Source organism: Planococcus halotolerans (assembly GCF_003289955.1).
GTDB classification, from domain to species: Bacteria; Bacillota; Bacilli; order Bacillales_A; family Planococcaceae; genus Planococcus; species Planococcus halotolerans.
Genome location: NZ_QLZR01000008.1, coordinates 26,109 through 46,683 on the forward strand (window position 1 = coordinate 26,109; position 20,575 = coordinate 46,683).

Here is a 20,575-nt window from a genome sequence, read left to right on the forward strand (position 1 = left end):
TCTTTTTTTATTCGCATTCAGCGTTTAACATAGCCTTGCACATTTTAAGCTCTGTGTTGCGTTTCAAAGGGGACTTTGTTTAAATTAAGAATGAAAGCGTTTCAATAGTATGAATACTATGTACATAAAGCTGAGGGGGCATAAAAATGAAACCTGTTTACAGTTCCGCAAAAGAAGCGGTCGAACAAATTCAAGACGGAGCCACAATTATGGTGGGGGGCTTCGGGCTTGTCGGAATTCCCGAGCAATTGATATTGGCTCTTGTGGACAAAGGCGTTACTGACCTTACCGTCATCTCGAATAATTGCGGCGTCGATGAATGGGGTCTTGGGCTGCTATTGAAAAATAAACAGATTAAAAAGATGATTGGCTCCTACGTTGGAGAAAATAAAGAATTCGAACGCCAGGTGTTGTCTGGTGAGATCGAAGTCGAGCTGACGCCGCAAGGCACTCTTGCCGAAAAAATGCGTGCAGGCGGAGCGGGGATTCCTGCTTTCTTCACTCCTGCAGGTGTGGGAACGACTGTAGCTGAAGGAAAGGAAATCCGTGAATTCGATGGCAAGGAATATGTGTTGGAACATGCATTAAGAGCTGATTTTGCTTTGGTGCGTGCTGTAAAAGCGGATAAGATGGGAAATCTGGTGTATAACAAGACAGCGCAAAACTTCAATCCCCTTGCAGCTGCAGCGGGGAAAATCACAATAGCTGAGGTCGAGGAAATCGTTGAAACAGGAACGATTGACCCGAACCATGTTCAAACGCCAAGCATCTATGTGCAGGGTTTGCTGGAAGCGAAACAGGAAAAACGCATCGAGCGTCTAACGACAAGACAGGCTTAAGGGGAGGAGATTGATCATATGGACAAGCAATTAGTGAGAGAACGCATAGCGAAACGCGCTGAAAAAGAAATCAAGGACGGCGACTACGTCAATTTGGGCATCGGCATGCCGACTTTGGTGGCGAATTTCATTTCAGACAATAAACAAGTTGTTCTGCAATCAGAAAACGGCCTTCTTGGAATCGGACCTTATCCGACTGAAGAACAAGTCGATCCCGATTTGATCAATGCCGGCAAAGAAACGGTTACGACCATTCCGGGATCCGCATTCTTCACAAGCGCCGAATCGTTCGCAATGATCCGCGGCGGACATATCGATGTGGCGATCTTAGGCGGCATGGAAGTTGCCGAGAACGGCGACCTTGCCAACTGGATGATTCCGGGCAAAATGATCAAAGGCATGGGCGGTGCGATGGATTTAGTCCACGGTGCCAAAAAAGTCATTGTCATCATGGATCATGTGTCGAAAGACGGTTCGGCAAAAATCAAAAAGCAATGCGACCTTCCTTTAACAGGCAAAGGTGTCGTCAATAAAATTATCACAGAGCGCGCGGTTATAGAAGTGACTGAGCAGGGACTTGTGCTGTCGGAAGTGTTCGAAGGCTTCAGCGTACAGGATGTCGTCGATTCGACAGATGCGCCGCTGAACACGGAAAACGTCAAAGTATCCTGAGCTATTGCCAAAAATCGGCGGCTCAGCTAGAATAGAATGTAATAGCAAAAGACTTTGATGAGGATCAGTAAATCGTGTTTTATTCCCCCAGAGAGCCGGCATTTGGTGCAAGCCGGTGGATAAAGCGGTTGAACTCGCCTTTGAGTCTGTGTATGTGAATTCAGTAATATGCACCGTTCTCCGCGTTAAGGAATCAAGTTGGGCGAGCAATCGCTAATTTGGGTGGTACCGCGGGTGATTCCCGTCCCTTATTTTTATAAGGGGCGGGAATTTTTTATTTTCGCATAAAAATTAAATACTATTTTATGTTGAGAAGCTTTATAAGGAGCGGGTATTTATCCAGACTCCAGCTGCCCAGCTCTTCGGGTCATAAGTCAGCCCAGTGTCCAGACTCCAACGGCCAACTCCTCGGACTTAAGCTGTCCTTCCTATGCGGCAAAGAACGCCGCTTCGGAAGTTCATCTTAAGCCTGTCGGAGCTGAACGGCCGTTTTCGCTTTTCAAGTCTGCGTGACAAGGACCGTCACTACGCTGGTCTGCCTTATGCCTTTCAGAGCTTAACGGGCGCTTGCGCTATTATTTTGAGGAGGAAAAGACAATGACATTCAAGCACAAAGTTATCGAAAAGAAATGGCAGAAACATTGGGAACAGAATAAGACATTTAAATTGGAAACGGATTTTGACAAGCCAAAATTCTATGCGCTTGATATGTTCCCGTATCCATCAGGAGCCGGGCTTCACGTAGGGCATCCCGAAGGCTACACAGCGACAGATATTTTGAGCCGCATGAAACGCATGCAGGGCTATAATGTATTGCATCCGATGGGCTGGGACGCATTCGGGCTTCCTGCCGAGCAATACGCGCTTGATACAGGTAATGACCCGGCTGAATTTACGGCGAAAAATATCGCGACGTTTAAACGCCAAATCCAGGAACTTGGCTTTTCATATGACTGGGACCGTGAAATCAATACGACAGATCCGAAATATTATAAATGGACGCAGTGGATTTTCATCCAGCTATACAATAAAGGACTTGCATATGTCGATGAAGTAGCGGTCAACTGGTGTCCGGCGCTTGGCACAGTGCTAGCCAACGAAGAAGTGGTTGATGGAGTATCAGAACGCGGAGGCCATCCGGTCGAACGCCGCCCGATGCGCCAATGGGTGCTTCGCATTACGGAATACGCAGACCGCCTGCTGGAAGATTTGGACGAACTTGACTGGCCGGAAAGTCTGAAGGATATGCAGCGCAATTGGATCGGTAAATCCGAAGGGGCTGAATTGGAATTCCAAATCGACGGCAATGGCCATTCTTTCCGCGCATTTACGACTCGCCCGGATACGATTTTCGGCGCGACTTATGCGGTATTGGCGCCGGAACATAAATTGGTGGCGGCAATTACCACGCCGGAACAAAAAGAAGCTGTTGAAAAATACATTGATGACGTGAAGACAAAGAGCGATCTTGAGCGTACGGATTTGGCGAAATCCAAAACCGGTGTTTTCACAGGAGCTTATGCCATCAATCCGGCAAGCGGCGACAAGATGCCGATCTGGATTGCGGATTACGTATTGGCAACTTACGGAACTGGCGCAATCATGGCGGTGCCTGCACACGATGAGCGCGATTACGAATTTGCGAAACAATTTGATTTGCCGATAGTGGAAGTCGTGTCCGGCGGAAACATCGAAGAAGAAGCTTATGCCGGCGATGGTGAACTGATCAACTCTGATTTCCTTAACGGATTGAATAAAACCGAAGCGATTGCGAAAGCAATCGACTGGCTTGTTGAAAAAGGTGTCGGCGAGAAGAAAATTACGTACCGTCTTCGCGACTGGCTGTTCAGCCGCCAGCGTTATTGGGGCGAGCCGATTCCAATCATCCACTGGGAAGACGGCACTATGACACCGGTTGATGAAAAAGATCTTCCATTGATGCTGCCGGTGACGACAGATATCAAACCGAGCGGCACAGGAGAGTCACCTCTTGCCAACATCGAGGAATGGGTTAATGTAGTGCATCCGGAAACCGGAATGAAAGGCCGCCGCGAAACAAATACAATGCCGCAATGGGCGGGCAGCTGCTGGTACTACTTGCGTTATATCGATCCGGACAACGACAATGCGATTGCTGACCCGGAACTGTTGAAACACTGGCTGCCGGTTGACGTTTATATCGGCGGAGCCGAGCACGCGGTGCTTCATTTATTGTATGCGCGCTTCTGGCATAAAGTTTTATTTGATATCGGAGTCGTACCGACGAAAGAACCGTTCCAAAAATTGTATAACCAGGGAATGATCCTAGGTGAAGGCAATGAAAAAATGTCGAAATCCAAAGGCAATGTGGTCAACCCGGACCAGATCATCGAAAGCCACGGAGCGGATACGCTGCGCCTTTACGAAATGTTCATGGGACCGCTTGACGCATCGATCGCTTGGTCGACCAATGGACTTGAAGGGGCACGCCGCTTCCTTGACCGTGTATGGCGCCTGTTCGTCGAAGACGATGGGTTGAGTGCGAAAATTGTTGATGCGAACGACGGCAAACTGGAAAAAGTTTATCACCAGACAGTCAAAAAGGTGACGGAGGATTTCGAAGGGCTTCGATTCAATACCGCCATTTCGCAAATGATGGTCTTTATCAATGAAGGCTATAAAGCGGACGCAATTCCGAAAGAATATGTCGAAGGCTTTGTAAAACTTCTTTCGCCAATCGCGCCGCACGTGACAGAAGAATTGTGGGAGAAACTGGGCCATACAGAAACTGTCACTTACGTGGAATGGCCAGCATTCGATGAGTCGAAAATGGTCGATGATGAAGTGGAAGTTGTTGTACAGGTGAACGGCAAAGTGAGAACGAAGATTGTTGTCTCAAAAGACAGCACAAAAGAGGAATTGGAAGCGGCAGCGCTTGCGGATGAACAAATCCTAAAAGCGGCTGAAGGCAAACAGATCCGTAAAGTGATTGCGATTCCAGGGAAATTGGTAAACGTGGTTATTGCGTAAATTTTTATACCGGAGTTTCAGCTTGAGTGCTGGGGCTTCGGTTTTTTATTGGGTATATTTATTGGTTGAATTTGGAAGCTTTGAAGCTGGTTTGTCTCCGGACAGTAAAGGGTCGCTTCTGGACAGTATTTTTGATTTGCGGACAGTATTTGATCCTTTCCGGACAGTATTTTATTTCTGTGGACAGTAAATCCTTAATTTGGAAATAAACTTTGTGATTTCTGATAAATAAGCCATAAAAATAACCCTTCACAAGTTCATGCGAAGGGTTTTCACTGTTTATATTTGTTTTGCAAACTCTGCAGCGCTTCTTCCTGCCACATTTCCGGTCACCAGCGCGGAAGTGATGTTATAGCCGCCGGTGTAGCCGTGGATGTCTAGAATTTCACCGCAGAAATAAAGGCCTGGCTTTTTGCGTGAAGCCATCGTTTTCGGTTCGATTTCCTTGATGGAAACGCCGCCGCCTGTCACAAATGCTTTTTCGATTGGCTGTGTACCGGTGACGTCCATTGTAAATGCGGTAAGCTGCGCTGCCATTGCGCGCACTTTGTCGCTGGCAAGTTCAGCGCCTGTAATTGCCGGATCAATTCCCGCCCGTTGCAGAAGGAAAAGGAGCCAACGCTCTTGTGCCAAGCTTTTCCATACATTTTTCACGGATTTCTTCGGCTCATCCTTCATCATTTTGAACAGAAGCTGGAATGCGGATTCCGCATTTTCGTCCGGCATTGAATTGATGCGCATTTCAACCGGAGCACCGCCGGTTTTCTTCATTTCCTTGACGACGTACTGGCTGCATCTGAGAACAGCAGGGCCGCTCAATCCGAAATGGGTAAACAGCATATCCATCTGGTGTGTCACCAGGACTTTCCCTTTTTTATTCAGCACAGAAACAGCGACGTCCCGAAGAGCAAGTCCCTGTAAATCCCGGCTAATGATAAAGGGTTCTTTTGACAGCAGCGGTACTTCAGTTGGATAGAGATCGGTGACAGTGTGGCCCGCTTTTTCAGCCCACGGATAGCCGTCTCCCGTCGAGCCGGTCTGCGGAACAGCTTTGCCGCCGACAGCGACGACGATTGCTTTAGACGTATATTCGTCGCCGGAATGCAGCCGGACGCCCGTCACTTTGTCATCAGTCATCAATAATTTTTTCACAGGAGAATCCAGCAGTACTGTAACGCCGAGGCGGTCCATTTCACGGAACATGGCATCGGCGACATCCTGCGCCCGGTTCGAAACAGGGAACATGCGGCCATGGTCTTCTTCTTTCAGAGCCACACCGAGCCCTTCAAAAAAGGAGATGATGTCTTCATTATTGAACACGGAAAACGGACTGTGGAGAAATCTTCCGTTCCCGGGAATATTTTTCACAATTTCGTCAAGAGGCAAACGGTTGGTGACATTGCAGCGGCCTCCGCCTGATATAATCAGCTTTTTCCCAAGCTTTTTGCCTTTTTCAATCAATAGAACTTTTTGGTTGCGTGAAGCTGCGGCGATCGAAGCCATCAATCCTGAGGGACCCCCGCCGATGATTATAACGTCATACATATAAGAAGAACTCGCTTTCGTTTTTAGTGTGCAGTTTTCAGCGCCCAGCATATGCTTTTCGGAGCTAAACGGCCATTTCCGCTTTAAGATTGTCCAGACTCCAATGGCCAGCTCCTCGAGTCGCTTCGGTCTTGCCAGTAATGGCAAAATGACGCCATTACTTACAAGCCCTCCAGCGCTTGTCGGAGTTAAACGGCCATTTTCGCTTTTCTTTAGTATACACGATGCTTCAAAATCCGTTGAGTATTTCCATTTATAAGTGTAAACTATCGTGTAGATTGTTTTTTTTATCAAGAATTAGTCAGGAAGTGCAAAATGTCAACGTTAATTAAAGGAACCGCCATTTTGACTTTGGGCCTGTTTTTGTCCAAAGTGCTGGGCGTCATCTATATCATTCCATTTTACAGCTTGGTCGGGGAAGAAAATATCGGACTTTACCAATACGCCTACATACCTTATAACCTGATGCTGGCAGTCGCCATATCCGGTGCGCCGCTTGCTTTCTCGAAGTTTGTGGCGAAATACAACAGTCTCGGAGATTATGAGACCGGCAGAAGATTGCTGCGCTCGGGTATTTTGACAATGATGGTCACTGGTTTTCTTGGATTCCTGTTAATGTATGCTCTGGCGGAACCGCTTGCCCGGATGACAATTTCAGAAAAAGAGGAAATCTATTCACTCGAAGATGTGACATCTGCCATCAAATGGGTCAGTTTTGCCTTGATTGTCGTGCCATTCATGAGTTTATGGAGAGGTTTTTTCCAAGGCTATAATTATATGATGCCTACCGCAGTTTCACAATTGATTGAACAGCTTGTACGCATCATTTTCCTGCTCGGTAGTGCCTATATAATTATCGAAGTAATTGGCGGATCAGCGAAAACAGCCATCCAGTTCGCCGTGTTATCAGCGGCAGTCGGGGCGGTTGGCGGAGTGTTGGTTCTGTTCTACTATTGGAAAAAGAAAAAGCCTGAATATAATGAGCTGCGCCAAAACTCAATTCAATCTTATGACGTAGGGCTGCGGGACATGTACCGGGAAATTCTTTCATATGCCCTGCCAATCGTGTTTTTAGGAGTGGCGAATCCGTTATTCCAGTTCGTCGACCTGTTGACCTTTAACCGTGCAATGGATGCAGCGGGCAATATACCGGAAACAGACTTGTTGGGAATACTAAACCTGACAGCGCATAAATTGGTGCTGATACCGGTAATGCTAGCTACCGGATTTTCAATGGCTCTGATACCGTTGATCACCAAATACTTTACGTTGAACGAACATAAATCATTAACAAGAACACTGGATCAATCATTCCAGATGATCATCTTTCTGACATTGCCGGCAGTTGTCGGTATGACGTTATTGTCAGATGAGCTTTACCATATCTTTTACGAACAAAGTGAAATCGGATCGGAAATTCTTTCCCATTATTTGCCGGCAGCAATCCTTTTTGCTTTATTCCCGGTAACTGCATCAATACTGCAGGGAATCAATCAACAGAAATGGATTGTCTTGAATCTAATGATAGGTTTATTGCTTAAATTGTCCTTGAATATACCGCTTATTAAAGTGTTTGAAACGGACGGGGCAATTGCCGCCACAATCATCGGCTACTCAGTAGCCATTGCCATGAATATCGGTGTCATTATGGTAACGATGAATTACCGGTCTTCAATGGTAGTGCGCCGGATCATGCTGATCCTGTTAATGAATGTGGTAATGGCAGCCGTTGTATTATTAACATTGGCGGGCCTTGATCTCTTCATCGGTATGGATACTAAGATTCAGTCGATTATCCGAATGCTGATTGTCGGAGGAATAGGTGGAGCTGTTTATGGGTTTATCTCGCTGCGCACCGGCATTGCCCAGAAAATATTCGGCGAGCGACTTACGAAATATACACGCAAATTCGGTTTTTAGGAGGCCCACATGCGAATAGATAAATTTTTATCAAATATGGGTTTCGGTTCTCGAAAAGATGTAAAAGTTCTTTTGAAGTCGAAGGCGGTGGAAGTGAACGGCGAAGTGGTGCGGGATGCAAAACAGCATGTCGACGAAGTGGCTGACCTTATCACCGTTGCGGGTGAAAAAGTGGACTATGCAGAATTCATCTATCTGATGATGAATAAACCGCCTGGTGTCATATCCGCGACTGAAGACAAATACGACCAAACTGTCATTGATATGCTCGGCGACGAAGAACGCCATTTTGAACCGTTCCCGGTAGGACGGCTCGATAAAGATACAGAAGGTTTGCTGTTGCTCACAAACGATGGCAAATTGGCGCATGAATTGCTGTCGCCGAAAAAACATGTGGCGAAGACTTATTATGCGCGGATTGATGGCGTTGTTACTGAAGCAGATGGTGAGGCTTTCCGGAATGGTGTAATTTTGGATGATGGCTATCAGACGAAAGAGGCTTTTTTAAGAATCCTGAAGAGCGGTGTTGAGTCGGAGATTGAACTGACAATTACGGAAGGGAAGTTCCATCAGGTGAAGCGCATGTTTGAAAGTGTCGGAAAAACTGTGGTTTACCTGAAACGCCTGTCGATGGGCTCGTTGGAACTGGATCCGGATCTTGAACTCGGTGAGTACCGTTATCTGACGGAAGAAGAGCTAATTGGATTGAAAGAGAAAAAATGACCGCCAAAGTTGGCGGTCATTTTTTCGTTGCAGGACTATTTTCAGGTGTCCAGACTCCAGCGGCCCAGCTCTTCGGGTCATAAGCCAGCTCAGCTGCATGGCAAAGGACGCCATTTCGCTGATCTGTCTTATGCCTTTCAGAGCTTAACGGGCGTCGTCGCTTTTCTAGTGTCCAGACTCCGGCGGCCCAGCTCTTCGGGTCATAAGCCACTTTGGCTGTGCGGCTGAAGACACGCCGCTTCGCCAAATCGTCTTATGCCTTTCAGAGCTTAGCGGGCACCGTCGCTTTTCGTTCTAAGATGTCATCTTCACTTTTTTCTGCGTCGTTGTCCATTTGCCCCGACTTGGACTTGTCACCAAATCGTTAAAGGCTAACACATTCAAATCTCTTTGAATGGTGCGAGGAGTGATGCCGAATTCATCGACTAAATCTTGCGTAGTTACAGTCCCGTTTTCGAGGATGTACTTATACATATCTTTAATTCGAATTAGCATGCGATCCGTAGTAGGTTTCATAAAAGAGAACCACTCCTTCATCTTTTTTCCCGTTGGCAAAGACTAGCGGACGAGTTGCCGGGGTATACCCAGCCGGTTTCTGGCAAGTGTTTGAGACATCCTCCTAAAAAATTATCTGCCAGTCTAATTTATCTGACAATTTGATTATATCGAAAAAGTGTTTTAATATCCATGTTTTTATTTTAATTTACTTAAATTAACAAATAACTTACATATCATCATTCATCAGAATTCATAAAAAATATAACCGGAAATTCTTTTATTAAATCTAAAAAGGTGTACAATGGTCTTAATAAAAGCGGGGTGTTTAGATGGATTGGCAGCTGGAAGCGGAAAAAAGACAGGAAAGCATGCTGAGGGAATTGCAGGAACTGATTGCAATCCCGAGTATTCTAGGTGACGATGCAACACAGGATGCACCTTTTGGCAAAGAAGTAAAAAGGGCATTGGACTGGTTTTTGGAGAAAGGCCGCGAAAATGGCTACGAAGTAAAGAATGTCGACAATATTGCTGGACATCTGGAAATCGGAGCAGGTGAAGAACTGCTGGGGATTCTCGGACATGTTGATGTGGTTCCGACCGGTGAAGGGTGGACAAAAGATCCTTTCGGCGGTGTGATTGAAGATGGTAAATTATTCGGCCGCGGTGCAATCGATGATAAAGGGCCAACGATTGCAGCCTGGACTGCTTTGAATATGGTCAAAGCCGCAGGTTGTGAGTTCAATAAACGCGTAAGGCTTATTATCGGAACAGATGAGGAAAGCGGCTTCCGCTGTGTAGAAAATTACTTTCAAAAAGAAGAAATGCCGACAATGGCATTTGCGCCGGATGCGGATTTTCCAATCATAAATGCGGAAAAGGGAATTGCGGCTTTGGTTTTCTCACAGGTTTATTCCGGTAAGGAAGATCAATTGATTACGTTTAAATCCGGTGATCGGACGAATATGGTACCGGATTTGGCCCGAGCAACGGTACAAGGAAGTCTGGCTGACTGGAAAAGTGAATTTGAAAAGTTCACATCTGAATACGATTTGCCATTTACAGCTGTGGAAGAAGATGGGGAAGTCATATTGACGGTCCACGGGAAAGCTGCACACGCAATGGAGCCGAACGATGGCATCAATGCTGGGGTAATGCTCGCATTGTTCCTTAAAGAACACCTTACGGGTGACGGCCAGGTATTCACTGAATTTATTGCAGATAAGTTTTACGGCGATTCAAGAGGCAATGCGTTCGGACTTGCTTTCGCGGATGAAGCTTCTGGCGATACGACATTCAATGCAGGAATTATGCGTTTTGAAGGAGCCAAAGGGGGAACAGTAGAAGTAAGTATGCGCTATTCAATTTCCTATCCGTTCGATGACAAGATGGCTGATTTTCAGGTGGAAGGTTTTTCAATGAACATCCATTCCAATTCAAAACCTCATTATGTTGATGAAAATGACCCGTTTATCAAAACGCTGCAGGATGCCTATGAAAAGCAGACCGGCGACAAGGCGGAGCTTTTGGCTATCGGAGGCGGCACATATGCCAGGGTAATGGATAAAGGTGTCGCATTCGGTATGCTGTTCCCCGGAGAGAAAGATGTCGCCCATCAGCTGGATGAATTCGTGGATATTAACAACCTGACAAAAGCGGTTGCGATATATGCGGAGGCAATTTATCAGCTGGCGTGCAATAAAAAAGAATGAACGAGTGATTTTCAACCGGAAAATAATTAATTGATCTATCACAAAAACTACTAACAGAAGCGAAAGAGGGATGGATATGGAATGGATTTTACACAACGATGAGTTTATTCAGGAAGATGAGCTGAAGATATCAAAAGAGGACCGCGGGTATCAATTCGGCGACGGGATCTACGAAGTAATCCGTGTTTATAGTGGAGAACTTTATACGGCTAAAGAACATATCGACCGCTTTTATGCGAGTGCTGAAAAAGTGAAGATTGTCGTTCCCTATACAAAAGACGTTTTCCATAAATTGATGTACGACCTTGTTGAGAAAAATGAAATCAATAACGGACAAGTGTATGTTCAGATCACTCGTGGGTCATACGTACGCCAGCATCAATTTCCAGCAGACAGCTCGCCGGTCCTAGTGGGCTACACTAAAACAGTTGAGCGACCGCTGGAATTGATGAGAAACGGTGCACATGCAAAATTCATCGAAGACATGCGCTGGCTCAGATGTGATATCAAGAGCCTCAACCTGCTCGGCAATGTGCTTGCCAAACAGGAAGCTTATGAAAATGGCTGCTACGAAGCCGTTCTTCACCGCGGTGAAATCATTACGGAAGGTTCATCTTCCAATATGTACGGGATTAAAGACGGCGTTCTTTATACTCATCCTGCCACAAACCTGATATTGGACGGCATTACAAGAAAAACAATTCTTGGTCTATGCGAAGAATTGGGAATTACTGTCCAGGAAACGCCGATGACAAAAGTACAGGCGCTTAAGATGGATGAGTTTTTTATGTCATCAACAACGGCTGAAATCATCCCACTGACTGAAATTGACGGGTTCCAAATTGGAAATGGAGCACGAGGCCCGTTGACTGAAAAACTTCAAAAGGCTTTTGAAGCCAAATTAAACCTGGGTGTGGAAGTACAGTAATCATATTTACGAGAACAGTGGCCGGCAATAGCTGGGCGCTGTTTTTTTGCTTTCAGATAAAAAGCAGCTTAAATCAGTAAAAATCATACTGACCGTTAATAAGAGATAAATGGTAAACTGATAAGAGGTGATGCAGATGGATAATCATTATTTTATTGGGATAAAAATACCTTTGCCGACAGCTCGTTCTCTTGTGGAACAGCGGGATTCCTGGAACTTGTCCAGCCACAAACGGCTGCCTGTGGCAGAAGATCTTCATATTACACTGCTGTTTATCGGCGGTGATCCTCATGGTGAAATCGGTGAAGTGGCTAAAGCTTTGGAGGAAGTTGAGCATGAACCCTTTACTGTGGATATTACAGGAACAGGGTACTTCGGCAAAAAAGAACGGCCGAGAGTGGTATATGCGGCAACAAAAGAAAATGATTCACTGAACAGATTGCAGCGTAAGATAAAAGACACCCTTAAGGGATTCCAATTGAGCCCGGACAACAAACCGTTTGTTCCACATATAACGTTGGCGAATAAATGGGCGGCCAGAGAGCCGTGGAATGATATCCCGGAACTTGACACAGAGCGGTTTGAAGCAGATGAGTTCACATTGTTCCGGATTGAACCGGCCCAAACACCGCGCTATATTGCTGTACAAACTTATAAATTGAAGGATGGCGTATGATTGCGCCAATGGGCAGGGACAAATGAGGACTATATTCGTAATTAATCCGGTTGCCGGCAACGGCAATGCCATGAAAAAATGGCTAAAATTCAAAGAAACGATTGAATTTCCGTTCGAATTGGCGGTCAGCCGTTATAGCGGGCATGCCACCGAACTGGTGAGCGAATTGCAGCATTCACCGGATCCGGTCCTGGTAATCGGCTTTGGCGGAGACGGCACTTTAAGAGAAGTGATTGCCGGTGCGGCAGGTGCACTGCAAGTAATTGTCGGTTCCATTGCAGCGGGATCAGGAAACGATTTTAGCCGCGGTTTTCATTCCTTTGAAGATGCCGAAGAAATTGCTGCTTTTGTTAAGAATCCTGTGAGCAGCAGAAAAGATCTTGGCGAATTCATTGACGACAGGCCATATTATTTTGTCAGCAGCACAGGCATCGGCTTTGACGCGGAAATTTCAGTAAAAGTCAATCGCTCAAGGGTCAAGCAATGGCTCAATAAAATCGGTATGGGCAAACTGGTTTATTTGGTGTATGTCATCATCACTTTGCTGAGATTCCGGCTGTTCCGGCTCACTGTCGAACAGGATGGAGAAACGGTCCATTACGATAAAGTCTGGTTTGCCACGGTCTGCAATCAGCCTTACTTTGGAGGCGGCATGAAAATCTCGCCGCATTCTGTGCCGGATGATGGCATATTGGAGCTAACGGTTGTCAACCGCCTTTCCCGATTGAAACTGCTGCTGGTTTTTGGTACGGTATTCAGCGGGAAGCATCTGCGTTTCAAGGAAGTCCACCAGCTGAAAAATTCGAGGTTTTCGTTGACAGCTGATCAGCCGGTATTCCGCCATGTAGACGGCGACGGTGCCGGCCGTACGCCCGAAAATCGCAGCACCAGCTATTCAGTCAGTGCTAGAGACTGGCATTCTGTAAATAAAAGATAGAAAGAGGAAGAAAAAATGAGAGCAAGATATAAACCATGGGCAGCAGAATTGATCGAAGCCCATCCGGAAATTGTAATTCCGGAACCGCAAAAACTGAAAGGCAAATGGAAAGAGGAGTTCGGCAACTCGAATCCGCTGCATATTGAAGCTGGGAGCGGCAAAGGCCGTTTCATCACTGGAATGGCTATGGCAAATCCTAAAATCAATTACATCGGCATCGAGTTATTCGACAGCGTGATTGTTACGGCGCTTCAAACGGTGCTCGAGCAGGAAGAAGGCATTCCAAATCTTCGGCTATTGCGTGTAAATGCACAGGAAATGGAAAGCTTTTTTGAAAAAAATGAAGTTGACCGCCTGTATTTGAACTTCTCCGATCCATGGCCGAAGACGCGCCACGCAAAACGGAGACTGACGCATGAATCATTCTTGAAATTATATGAAACGGTGCTGCCAAAGAATGGGGAAATCCATTTTAAGACAGACAACCGCGGACTTTTCGAGTATTCGCTGACGAGCATCTCGGAATACGGCATGCTGCTGAAGGATGTTTCGTTGGATCTGCATGCCAATGAACCGGAATGGAACATCATGACGGAATACGAAGAGAAGTTCATGAAAAAAGGCCAGCCGATTTACCGGATGGAAGCACAATACAATTCTTAATTCGTAAGCTGAAGGGGATGGGATGATGGAGAAATTTGATTTTCACGACATGAAGTTGACTTGGCTCGATGGGGGTACTACGAATCTGGATGGCGGCACAATGTTCGGCGTAGTGCCGAAAGTGGTCTGGTCGAAGAAATATCCTGTGGATGAGAAAAACAATATCGAGCTGCCGACGCATCCGATGCTGATTCAATTCGATGGCCATAATATTTTGGTGGACAGCGGACTGGGCGACGGTAAATTGACCGACCGCCAGATTCGCAATCTTGGAGTATCTTCCGAGTCTTCATTGAATAAGAATTTGGAAGAACTCGGGTTGTCTGCTGCTGACATCGATACGGTTCTGATGACGCATCTGCACGGTGATCATGCGGCCGGCTTGACTGATAAGCAGGGAGAAGAATACGTTTCTTCATTCCCGAATGCGAAAATTTATGTTTCAGCAGTCGAATGGAATGAAATGAAGAATCCGAATATCCGCTCCCGCAACACGTACTGGAAAGAAAATTGGGAGCCGGTCCAGCATCAGGTGGAAACATTTGAAGATGAGTTGACGCTGTTCGGCGCAATCACAATGATCCACACAGGCGGCCATTCAAACGGCCATGCTGTCATCAAGCTGGAAAGTGGCGGGGAAACGATCCTTCATATGGGCGACATCATGCCGACTCATGCCCACCAAAATCCGCTTTGGGTATTGGCATATGATGACTATCCGATGGATTCGATTTATGCAAAAGAACGTTTGATGAAAGAGGCTTTGGAGAACGGATATTATTTCTCGTTCTATCACGACGCTTACTACCGTCTGCTGAAATGGAGCAAGGATGGTAAAGAGATCGTCGAGTCGCTGCAATATAAAGAGAAGAATATCTGATTTTGTGGAAGGCACCGCTTTGGCGGTGCTTTTTTTTATGGGGATTGCGGCAACCGCAACTAAATTGGATCTAGCCGCAACTAATTTGTGTTTAACCGCAACTAAAGTGATTCCAACCGCAACTAAATGATGAAATCGCGCAACTGAAAATAAAATAATGGAAAATATTTCTTTTATTTGAGCTGATTTATATCTAACCGCACCCCAAGTCGGTCTAACCGCACCTCAAATGCTTTAACCCGCACCCCAAAGTGCTCAACCCGAACCTCAAACACTTCAACCCGCACCTCAAATCCACAGCTAACAAATTACTTATATTCCCAATTGAAAAAGACTCCTAAAAAAGAGAGCCACACTATATTTTCACTCACATTTATAAAAACCTGCCAATAGCATCTTCACAACCCAAAATGCTCTTTAATCATGCCAGCGACTCTATCCGGACTGACACCTGAATTATTCAGCCGCAAATAATGGTCAGCCTGAATTTCGTTTTCAAAGGAATTCAACCGGTAGATTTTATTGGAATTCACCATTTCCTTTTCGGAGGAAGCAGTGTCCCTTTTTGTCGGCTTATGTACGAGGCGGTTGGAGGTTTTATTTCTTATGAGCCTTTCATCCAGGTCTGCCTCGAGTTCGACAAAGTAGATTTCCGCGCCTTGGTCCTGGAAAATTGCGCAAGTCCTGTTGACGAAATCCCAGTCTTCCTGCTGGTCGAAAGCCCATACGTATGTAAAGATCATGCCGTACCGTTTGCTCTTGGCAAAGGTGCTGAATATTTCCTTCCGGAACAGGGTGGAGAGTTTCCACATTTCAGGTTCAAAGCCGAAAAACGGTTCCAGCAAATCGATGGTCATGTGATTGTGCAGCAATTTCAAATCAGTTATTTTCGACAACTCCTGGCCGACAGTCATTTTGCCGACCGCCTGTGGACCGAACAGCAGAACAAATTTCATCTTCATTCACCTGGACTTTCACTGAATTTTTATGGAAATAAAAACTGCAGGAACGCGGAAATTCTCGCGTAGGCCTGCAGATGGAAACGTTCGTGTGAATTTTAAACTTTTGAGACTTCTACAACGGCGCCGGTAAATGCGTCCGCCATGAATTCGAATTGCTCGAGCTCATCGTCGCGGTGGCGAGTGATGCCGCCTTTGTAGACATCCGTCGTAACTGCGTGCTGCGTATAAGGTTCTGTTTTCATGTAGATCCATGAACCGTCAATCGGACCTTCTTCTTTAAACGAATTCTTCACTTGCTTCAATACTTCATCTGCCGGGTAAAGCTTCTGGTTGCGGTCAACCAATTCTTTGACGACAAATGTTGCAGCTACTCCTGTAGCGAAGCCGATCAATAAATCACGATTTTTCAATTAGATCCCTCCTATACTTACTGGCTAAATTGTACCATAACTAATAATTAAACGAGAAATGAAAGCAACGTCTTCATTTCCTTCCTTTCGTTTTTCGAAATAAAAAAGTGGAAATAAACTGAAAAAAGCTCTAAACTGGTTAAAGGCATTTCATTTAGGAGGAAGTTGTATCATGAATAATGAAACGAGAGAGTTATTTAAAACATTAACAGAGTTACCGGGCGCGCCCGGTAACGAACATGCTGTCCGCAAATTCATGAAGAAAGAATTGGGTGCAGTGTCCGATGAATTGATACAGGATAATCTCGGCAGTATCTTCGGAGTCAAGCACGGGGAACAGGACGGACCGCGCATCATGGTGGCCGGACATATGGATGAAGTAGGCTTTATGGTTACACAAATTACTGATAATGGCATGATCCGCTTTCAACCGCTTGGCGGCTGGTGGAACCAGGTAATGCTGGCGACACGAGTGGAAATCATCGCTGGAGATAAAGTGATACCTGGTGTAATCGGTTCGATCCCGCCGCATTTATTGAGTGAAGAGCTGCGCAGCAAACCGATGGATATCAAGAATATGCTGATTGATATCGGTGCTGACGATAGAGAAGATGCGTTGTCGTTCGGCGTCCGCCCGGGACAGCAGATCATTCCCTACAGCCCGTTCACCGCAATGGCCAATGATAAAAAAATCATGGCGAAAGCATGGGATAACCGCTACGGCTGCGGTTTGGCCATCGAGCTATTGCGTGAATTGAAAGATGAAAAACTGCCGAACGAATTGTTTTCAGGCGCGACGGTTATGGAAGAAGTCGGTCTGCGCGGCTCACAGACGGCTGCAAACATGATCAATCCGGATATTTTCTTTGCGCTTGATGCAAGCCCGGCGAATGACGCCGACGGCAACAAAAATGAGTTTGGCCAATTAGGCAAGGGGACGCTCCTGCGCATTCTCGATAAAAGTATGGTTACACACCGCGGCATGAGAGAATTTGTTCTGGACACAGCTGAATCGAATAACATCCCGTACCAGTATTTCATTTCACAAGGCGGAACGGATGCGGGACGCGTGCATACGGCAAACGAAGGAGTTCCAAGTTCCGTAATCGGAATTTGCTCCCGTTATATCCATACGTCATCGTCAATCATCCATACAGATGATTACGCTGCGGCGAAGGAATTATTGGTCAAGCTGGTAAAATCGGCTGACCGGACTACAGTGGAAACGATTAAAAATAACGCCTAAAAAGTGCCCTCGGGCACTTTTTTTTATAGAAAGGAACAATGCAGATGGATAACTTGAAAATTGCTGTTGCATCAAAAAATCAGGCGAAAATCAGAGCTGTCAGTGAGTGCCTTGGCGAACTGGGTATTCAACACGAAATTACAGCTGTCGAAACGGATTCAGGTGTTTCTGCTCAGCCGTTCTCAATGGAGGAAACGCGCCAGGGTGCGGTTAACCGCGCAGTATCAGCGATTGAGGGGCCGTTTGATTGTGCTGTCGGACTTGAAGGCGGCGTATATGAGATTGAAGGTGAACTTTACCTTTGCAATTGGGGAGCACTGGCGACCGCAGATGGGAAAGTATACACTGCCGGCGGCGCACAGGTTCCTTTACCTGAAGAAATTGGACAGAAATTAAAAGAAGGATTGGAACTTGGTCCAGTGATGGACGACTACGCCAATGAAACAGGCATCCGCCACGATAAAGGAGCAATCGGAATCCTGACAGCAGGGCTGATGAACCGCGGGGATATGTTCGGACATATCGTAAAATTGCTTATCGGACAATACCAGCTGGGCAGCGGTTGAGTTGCAAGTGGCTGGAAACATCTTTAAAATAGAAATCAGCAAAGCAGGGGAGGAAGACGCGTGAAACGGTCAGTTTTAATCACAGGAACTGTGCTATCCCTTTTTTTATTGGCAGGGTGCATGGCGACTCCTGAAGAAAGAGTGGCAGAAGGGCTGGCGGAAACCCGCACGGCTTTTGAAAAAGAGCCGACGGAAACCAATGAAACCGCGGGCCAGACAGAACTTTATCTGCCTGGCGGCTACGATATAGAGGAGCCTTCTGACGAACATAATATAATCATAACCAAAGGAAGCGATTCCTACGTTTTGTTTATTAACCCGAACGAAGCGGCTGACAGCAAATTTTTCTATGACCTGCAGAAAGCGGATGCTGAATTGGAATGGATCGCTGATGAAACATTTGAGCAGAATGGCCGTTTTGGATTTACAACACTGAGAGCGATTGCTGAAGACCGGATCGAAGTGGTCGTCAGTGCGGGCGGTGTTAAAATGACAACCATTTCCGAAGAATCGGATGTCCCCGCCAATATGGAATGGATGATGAAAACAGCGCGCTCCATTGAATAGGAAAACTGAGGAGAAGAGATTATGAAAAAACTGCAATCGATTGAAGAGTTTAACGAATACAAAAATTGCGATGGCACGGTATTTATGTTTACAGCGGGATGGTGTCCTGATTGCCGAGTCATCGACCCGGTCATGCCTGACGTGGAAGAGTCGTTCGAACAATTCGACTTTGTATCAGTTGACCGTGACGAATTCATCGACCTCTGCGCCCAACTGGATGTATACGGAATACCGAGTTTCCTGGCTTTCAGCGACGGAAAAGAATTAGGCCGTTTTGTCAGCCGGGACCGCAAAACACAAGAGGAAATTGAATCCTTTATAGCAGGATTGTCCAAATAATATCAAGACGGTTCGCCTGTGAAGGTCGGACCGTTTATTTTTGACAGAGAGGAAGAGTGATATGAATTCAACCCAACTATTTAATCTCTTAAGAGAACGTTTGCCGAGCCGTGATTTGGAATGGCGTTATGACCGTGAAAATAATACAGCGAACATCCGCCACATTAAAGTAGGTAAAGGACTGACGCTCGATCTTCCGAAAATCACCAGCCGCTATGAAACAACAGGCGAAGAAGCATTAACTGAAATCATTTATACAATCAATGAAACCTTTAATGCAATGGAACGAGAGGCGGAAGGGAATCTGCCGGGGGGAGAACATATCTATCCGGTAATCCGTTCGACCTCTTTTCCTGTAGAATCCAACGAAGGAAACCGCTTTATCACAACAGAGCACACAGCTGAAACCCGGATATATTATGCGCTTGATACCGGGGCAGCCTATCGCTTAATTGATGAAAATGTGTTAAATTCATTAAGTCTGACAGAAGATCAGCTCAAGGAACTCGCAAGGTTCCAGGTCAAGAAGCTGAAAACTGCAGTCAAGGAAGATCACGTTGCTGGAAACGTGTTTTATTTCCTCAATGAAAATGATGGCTATGACGCATCCCGAATTTTAAACGAGACTTTCCTGAAAGAAATGAAAAAGAAAATCACCGGAGACATGACCGTTTCTGTCCCGCATCAGGATGTATTGATCATTGGCGATATCCGGAATGAATCCGGCTATGACGTGCTTGCGCAAATGGCGATGAGTTTCTTCACCAATGGCAAGGTACCGATTACGTCTCTTTCTTTCATATACGAGAACGACGAATTGGAACCGATTTTCATCCTGGCAAAAAATAGACCGGAAGAGGAGAACGATAAGAAATGAATGCATTTTACAATAAGCAGGGAATAGGCGACGTATTGCTTGTTCAGCTGCAAACAGAGAAACCGGAAAAAACACATACAGAAATGAATGGCGATGTGACACTCATCAAGGATGGGAGCGGTGCAATCGCGGGCTTTAACCTTTTTAACGCATCTCAGTACATCACGTTTCCCGAAACCGGAACAATCGATGTCTCTGAGCAGCTTGTAACAGAGCTGCAGAATGCACTGGAAAAAAACAGTGTGGATTATCTTCTTGAAGTAGACTTGTCACCGAAATTTATCGTCGGTTACGTGGCGTCAAAAGAAAAACATCCAAATGCGGATAAATTGAATGTCTGCCAGGTGGATATCGGAAGCGAAAAATTGCAGATTGTTTGCGGCGCGCCCAATGTAGATGCCGGACAAAAAGTGGTTGTTGCAAAAGTAGGGGCGGTCATGCCGTCTGGAATGATTATAAAAGACGCGGAACTTCGCGGCGTCGCATCCAGCGGGATGATTTGTTCGGCTAAGGAATTGGCTTTACCGGATGCTCCTGAGGAAAAAGGGATTTTGGTATTGAATGATGAAAATGAAATCGGATCAGCATTTGAAGTAAAGGCGTGACTTG

General features: G+C 45.9%; 21 protein-coding genes and 1 other annotated feature. Of the genes, 17 read left to right on the forward strand and 4 right to left on the reverse strand.

Features of this window, described 5'->3' with window-relative positions; translation table 11 throughout:
* Positions 1–146: 146 nt before the first annotated feature.
* From DP120_RS15705 to leuS, 3 genes are all read left to right on the forward strand, one after another.
* Positions 147–839, forward strand: coding sequence for a CoA transferase subunit A (locus DP120_RS15705; RefSeq protein WP_112224596.1), 693 nt, complete (start codon positions 147–149; stop codon positions 837–839).
* An 18-nt stretch (positions 840–857) separates the two neighbouring features.
* Positions 858–1,511 carry a 3-oxoacid CoA-transferase subunit B gene (locus tag DP120_RS15710; RefSeq protein WP_112224597.1) on the forward strand — a complete coding sequence of 218 codons (654 nt, stop codon included), beginning with the start codon at positions 858–860 and terminating at the stop codon, positions 1,509–1,511.
* A 45-nt stretch (positions 1,512–1,556) separates the two neighbouring features.
* Positions 1,557–1,763: a binding site (T-box leader), on the forward strand.
* Between the two features lie 345 nt (positions 1,764–2,108).
* Positions 2,109–4,520: a leucine--tRNA ligase gene (gene leuS, locus DP120_RS15715; RefSeq protein ID WP_112224598.1), complete on the forward strand. Its 2,412-nt coding sequence runs from the start codon at positions 2,109–2,111 to the stop codon at positions 4,518–4,520.
* A 279-nt stretch (positions 4,521–4,799) separates the two neighbouring features.
* Here leuS and DP120_RS15720 read toward each other — a convergent pair whose 3' ends face one another.
* The gene (locus DP120_RS15720) at positions 4,800–6,065 is read right to left on the reverse strand and encodes a BaiN/RdsA family NAD(P)/FAD-dependent oxidoreductase (protein ID WP_112224720.1); all 1,266 of its coding nucleotides are present in this window, start codon (positions 6,063–6,065) and stop codon (positions 4,800–4,802) included.
* 315 nt (positions 6,066–6,380) lie between these two features.
* Between DP120_RS15720 and DP120_RS15725 the strand changes: the two genes are divergently transcribed.
* Positions 6,381–7,985 carry a putative polysaccharide biosynthesis protein gene (locus DP120_RS15725; RefSeq protein WP_112224599.1) on the forward strand — a complete coding sequence of 535 codons (1,605 nt, stop codon included), beginning with the start codon at positions 6,381–6,383 and terminating at the stop codon, positions 7,983–7,985.
* 9 nt (positions 7,986–7,994) lie between these two features.
* The gene (locus tag DP120_RS15730) at positions 7,995–8,708 is read left to right on the forward strand and encodes a pseudouridine synthase (RefSeq protein WP_112224600.1); all 714 of its coding nucleotides are present in this window, start codon (positions 7,995–7,997) and stop codon (positions 8,706–8,708) included.
* Positions 8,709–9,002: 294 nt separating this feature from the next.
* Here DP120_RS15730 and DP120_RS15735 read toward each other — a convergent pair whose 3' ends face one another.
* Positions 9,003–9,224 carry a DeoR family transcriptional regulator gene (locus DP120_RS15735; RefSeq protein WP_084246586.1) on the reverse strand — a complete coding sequence of 74 codons (222 nt, stop codon included), beginning with the start codon at positions 9,222–9,224 and terminating at the stop codon, positions 9,003–9,005.
* A 311-nt stretch (positions 9,225–9,535) separates the two neighbouring features.
* On the opposite strand from DP120_RS15735, the gene pepV reads away from it, so the two are divergent.
* From pepV to DP120_RS15765, 6 genes are all read left to right on the forward strand, one after another.
* Positions 9,536–10,915 (forward strand): dipeptidase PepV, encoded by a 1,380-nt coding sequence (pepV, locus tag DP120_RS15740; protein ID WP_112224601.1) that lies wholly within the window; start codon positions 9,536–9,538, stop codon positions 10,913–10,915.
* Positions 10,916–10,991: 76 nt separating this feature from the next.
* The gene (gene dat, locus DP120_RS15745; RefSeq protein ID WP_112224602.1) at positions 10,992–11,843 is read left to right on the forward strand and encodes a D-amino-acid transaminase; all 852 of its coding nucleotides are present in this window, start codon (positions 10,992–10,994) and stop codon (positions 11,841–11,843) included.
* A gap of 136 nt (positions 11,844–11,979) precedes the next feature.
* A complete protein-coding gene (gene thpR, locus DP120_RS15750; RefSeq protein ID WP_165843816.1) occupies positions 11,980–12,519 on the forward strand; it encodes an RNA 2',3'-cyclic phosphodiesterase in 540 nt (179 codons plus the stop codon).
* 22 nt (positions 12,520–12,541) lie between these two features.
* Positions 12,542–13,456, forward strand: a complete 915-nt coding sequence (locus DP120_RS15755; RefSeq protein WP_112224604.1) for a diacylglycerol/lipid kinase family protein — start codon at positions 12,542–12,544, stop codon at positions 13,454–13,456.
* A 15-nt stretch (positions 13,457–13,471) separates the two neighbouring features.
* A complete protein-coding gene (gene trmB, locus DP120_RS15760; protein ID WP_112224605.1) occupies positions 13,472–14,119 on the forward strand; it encodes a tRNA (guanosine(46)-N7)-methyltransferase TrmB in 648 nt (215 codons plus the stop codon).
* Positions 14,120–14,144: 25 nt separating this feature from the next.
* A complete protein-coding gene (locus tag DP120_RS15765) occupies positions 14,145–14,999 on the forward strand; it encodes a YtnP family quorum-quenching lactonase (RefSeq protein ID WP_112224606.1) in 855 nt (284 codons plus the stop codon).
* Between the two features lie 398 nt (positions 15,000–15,397).
* Here DP120_RS15765 and DP120_RS15770 read toward each other — a convergent pair whose 3' ends face one another.
* Together DP120_RS15770 and DP120_RS15775 are read right to left on the reverse strand one after the other, a co-directional pair.
* Positions 15,398–15,955: a DEAD/DEAH box helicase family protein gene (locus DP120_RS15770; protein WP_112224607.1), complete on the reverse strand. Its 558-nt coding sequence runs from the start codon at positions 15,953–15,955 to the stop codon at positions 15,398–15,400.
* Positions 15,956–16,056: 101 nt separating this feature from the next.
* The gene (locus tag DP120_RS15775; protein WP_112224608.1) at positions 16,057–16,371 is read right to left on the reverse strand and encodes a hypothetical protein; all 315 of its coding nucleotides are present in this window, start codon (positions 16,369–16,371) and stop codon (positions 16,057–16,059) included.
* A 172-nt stretch (positions 16,372–16,543) separates the two neighbouring features.
* On the opposite strand from DP120_RS15775, the gene DP120_RS15780 reads away from it, so the two are divergent.
* The 6 genes from DP120_RS15780 (at position 16,544) to ytpR (ending at position 20,571) form a co-directional block, all read left to right on the forward strand.
* The gene (locus DP120_RS15780; protein WP_112224609.1) at positions 16,544–17,617 is read left to right on the forward strand and encodes a M42 family metallopeptidase; all 1,074 of its coding nucleotides are present in this window, start codon (positions 16,544–16,546) and stop codon (positions 17,615–17,617) included.
* Between the two features lie 44 nt (positions 17,618–17,661).
* A complete protein-coding gene (locus tag DP120_RS15785) occupies positions 17,662–18,183 on the forward strand; it encodes a DUF84 family protein (RefSeq protein ID WP_112224610.1) in 522 nt (173 codons plus the stop codon).
* 60 nt (positions 18,184–18,243) lie between these two features.
* Complete coding sequence (locus tag DP120_RS15790; protein ID WP_233785931.1) at positions 18,244–18,750, forward strand: hypothetical protein; 507 nt, start codon at positions 18,244–18,246, stop codon at positions 18,748–18,750.
* A 21-nt stretch (positions 18,751–18,771) separates the two neighbouring features.
* Positions 18,772–19,089 carry a thioredoxin family protein gene (locus tag DP120_RS15795; protein ID WP_112224611.1) on the forward strand — a complete coding sequence of 106 codons (318 nt, stop codon included), beginning with the start codon at positions 18,772–18,774 and terminating at the stop codon, positions 19,087–19,089.
* 61 nt (positions 19,090–19,150) lie between these two features.
* A complete protein-coding gene (locus DP120_RS15800) occupies positions 19,151–19,966 on the forward strand; it encodes a DUF1444 family protein (RefSeq protein WP_112224612.1) in 816 nt (271 codons plus the stop codon).
* Positions 19,963–20,571, forward strand: a complete 609-nt coding sequence (ytpR, locus tag DP120_RS15805) for a YtpR family tRNA-binding protein (RefSeq protein ID WP_112224613.1) — start codon at positions 19,963–19,965, stop codon at positions 20,569–20,571. Before DP120_RS15800 ends, ytpR begins: the two co-directional genes overlap by 4 nt.
* Positions 20,572–20,575: the final 4 nt, after the last annotated feature.

Coding starts and splice junctions, on each gene's coding strand:
- DP120_RS15705 (WP_112224596.1), top strand. CDS start 147: ATGAAACCTGTTTACAGTTCCGCAAAAGAAGCGGTCGAACAAATTCAA.
- DP120_RS15710 (WP_112224597.1), top strand. CDS start 858: ATGGACAAGCAATTAGTGAGAGAACGCATAGCGAAACGCGCTGAAAAA.
- leuS (WP_112224598.1), top strand. CDS start 2,109: ATGACATTCAAGCACAAAGTTATCGAAAAGAAATGGCAGAAACATTGG.
- DP120_RS15720 (WP_112224720.1), bottom strand. CDS start 6,065: ATGTATGACGTTATAATCATCGGCGGGGGTCCCTCAGGATTGATGGCT.
- DP120_RS15725 (WP_112224599.1), top strand. CDS start 6,381: ATGTCAACGTTAATTAAAGGAACCGCCATTTTGACTTTGGGCCTGTTT.
- DP120_RS15730 (WP_112224600.1), top strand. CDS start 7,995: ATGCGAATAGATAAATTTTTATCAAATATGGGTTTCGGTTCTCGAAAA.
- DP120_RS15735 (WP_084246586.1), bottom strand. CDS start 9,224: ATGAAACCTACTACGGATCGCATGCTAATTCGAATTAAAGATATGTAT.
- pepV (WP_112224601.1), top strand. CDS start 9,536: ATGGATTGGCAGCTGGAAGCGGAAAAAAGACAGGAAAGCATGCTGAGG.
- dat (WP_112224602.1), top strand. CDS start 10,992: ATGGAATGGATTTTACACAACGATGAGTTTATTCAGGAAGATGAGCTG.
- thpR (WP_165843816.1), top strand. CDS start 11,980: ATGGATAATCATTATTTTATTGGGATAAAAATACCTTTGCCGACAGCT.
- DP120_RS15755 (WP_112224604.1), top strand. CDS start 12,542: ATGAGGACTATATTCGTAATTAATCCGGTTGCCGGCAACGGCAATGCC.
- trmB (WP_112224605.1), top strand. CDS start 13,472: ATGAGAGCAAGATATAAACCATGGGCAGCAGAATTGATCGAAGCCCAT.
- DP120_RS15765 (WP_112224606.1), top strand. CDS start 14,145: ATGGAGAAATTTGATTTTCACGACATGAAGTTGACTTGGCTCGATGGG.
- DP120_RS15770 (WP_112224607.1), bottom strand. CDS start 15,955: ATGAAATTTGTTCTGCTGTTCGGTCCACAGGCGGTCGGCAAAATGACT.
- DP120_RS15780 (WP_112224609.1), top strand. CDS start 16,544: ATGAATAATGAAACGAGAGAGTTATTTAAAACATTAACAGAGTTACCG.
- DP120_RS15785 (WP_112224610.1), top strand. CDS start 17,662: ATGGATAACTTGAAAATTGCTGTTGCATCAAAAAATCAGGCGAAAATC.
- DP120_RS15795 (WP_112224611.1), top strand. CDS start 18,772: ATGAAAAAACTGCAATCGATTGAAGAGTTTAACGAATACAAAAATTGC.
- DP120_RS15800 (WP_112224612.1), top strand. CDS start 19,151: ATGAATTCAACCCAACTATTTAATCTCTTAAGAGAACGTTTGCCGAGC.
- ytpR (WP_112224613.1), top strand. CDS start 19,963: ATGAATGCATTTTACAATAAGCAGGGAATAGGCGACGTATTGCTTGTT.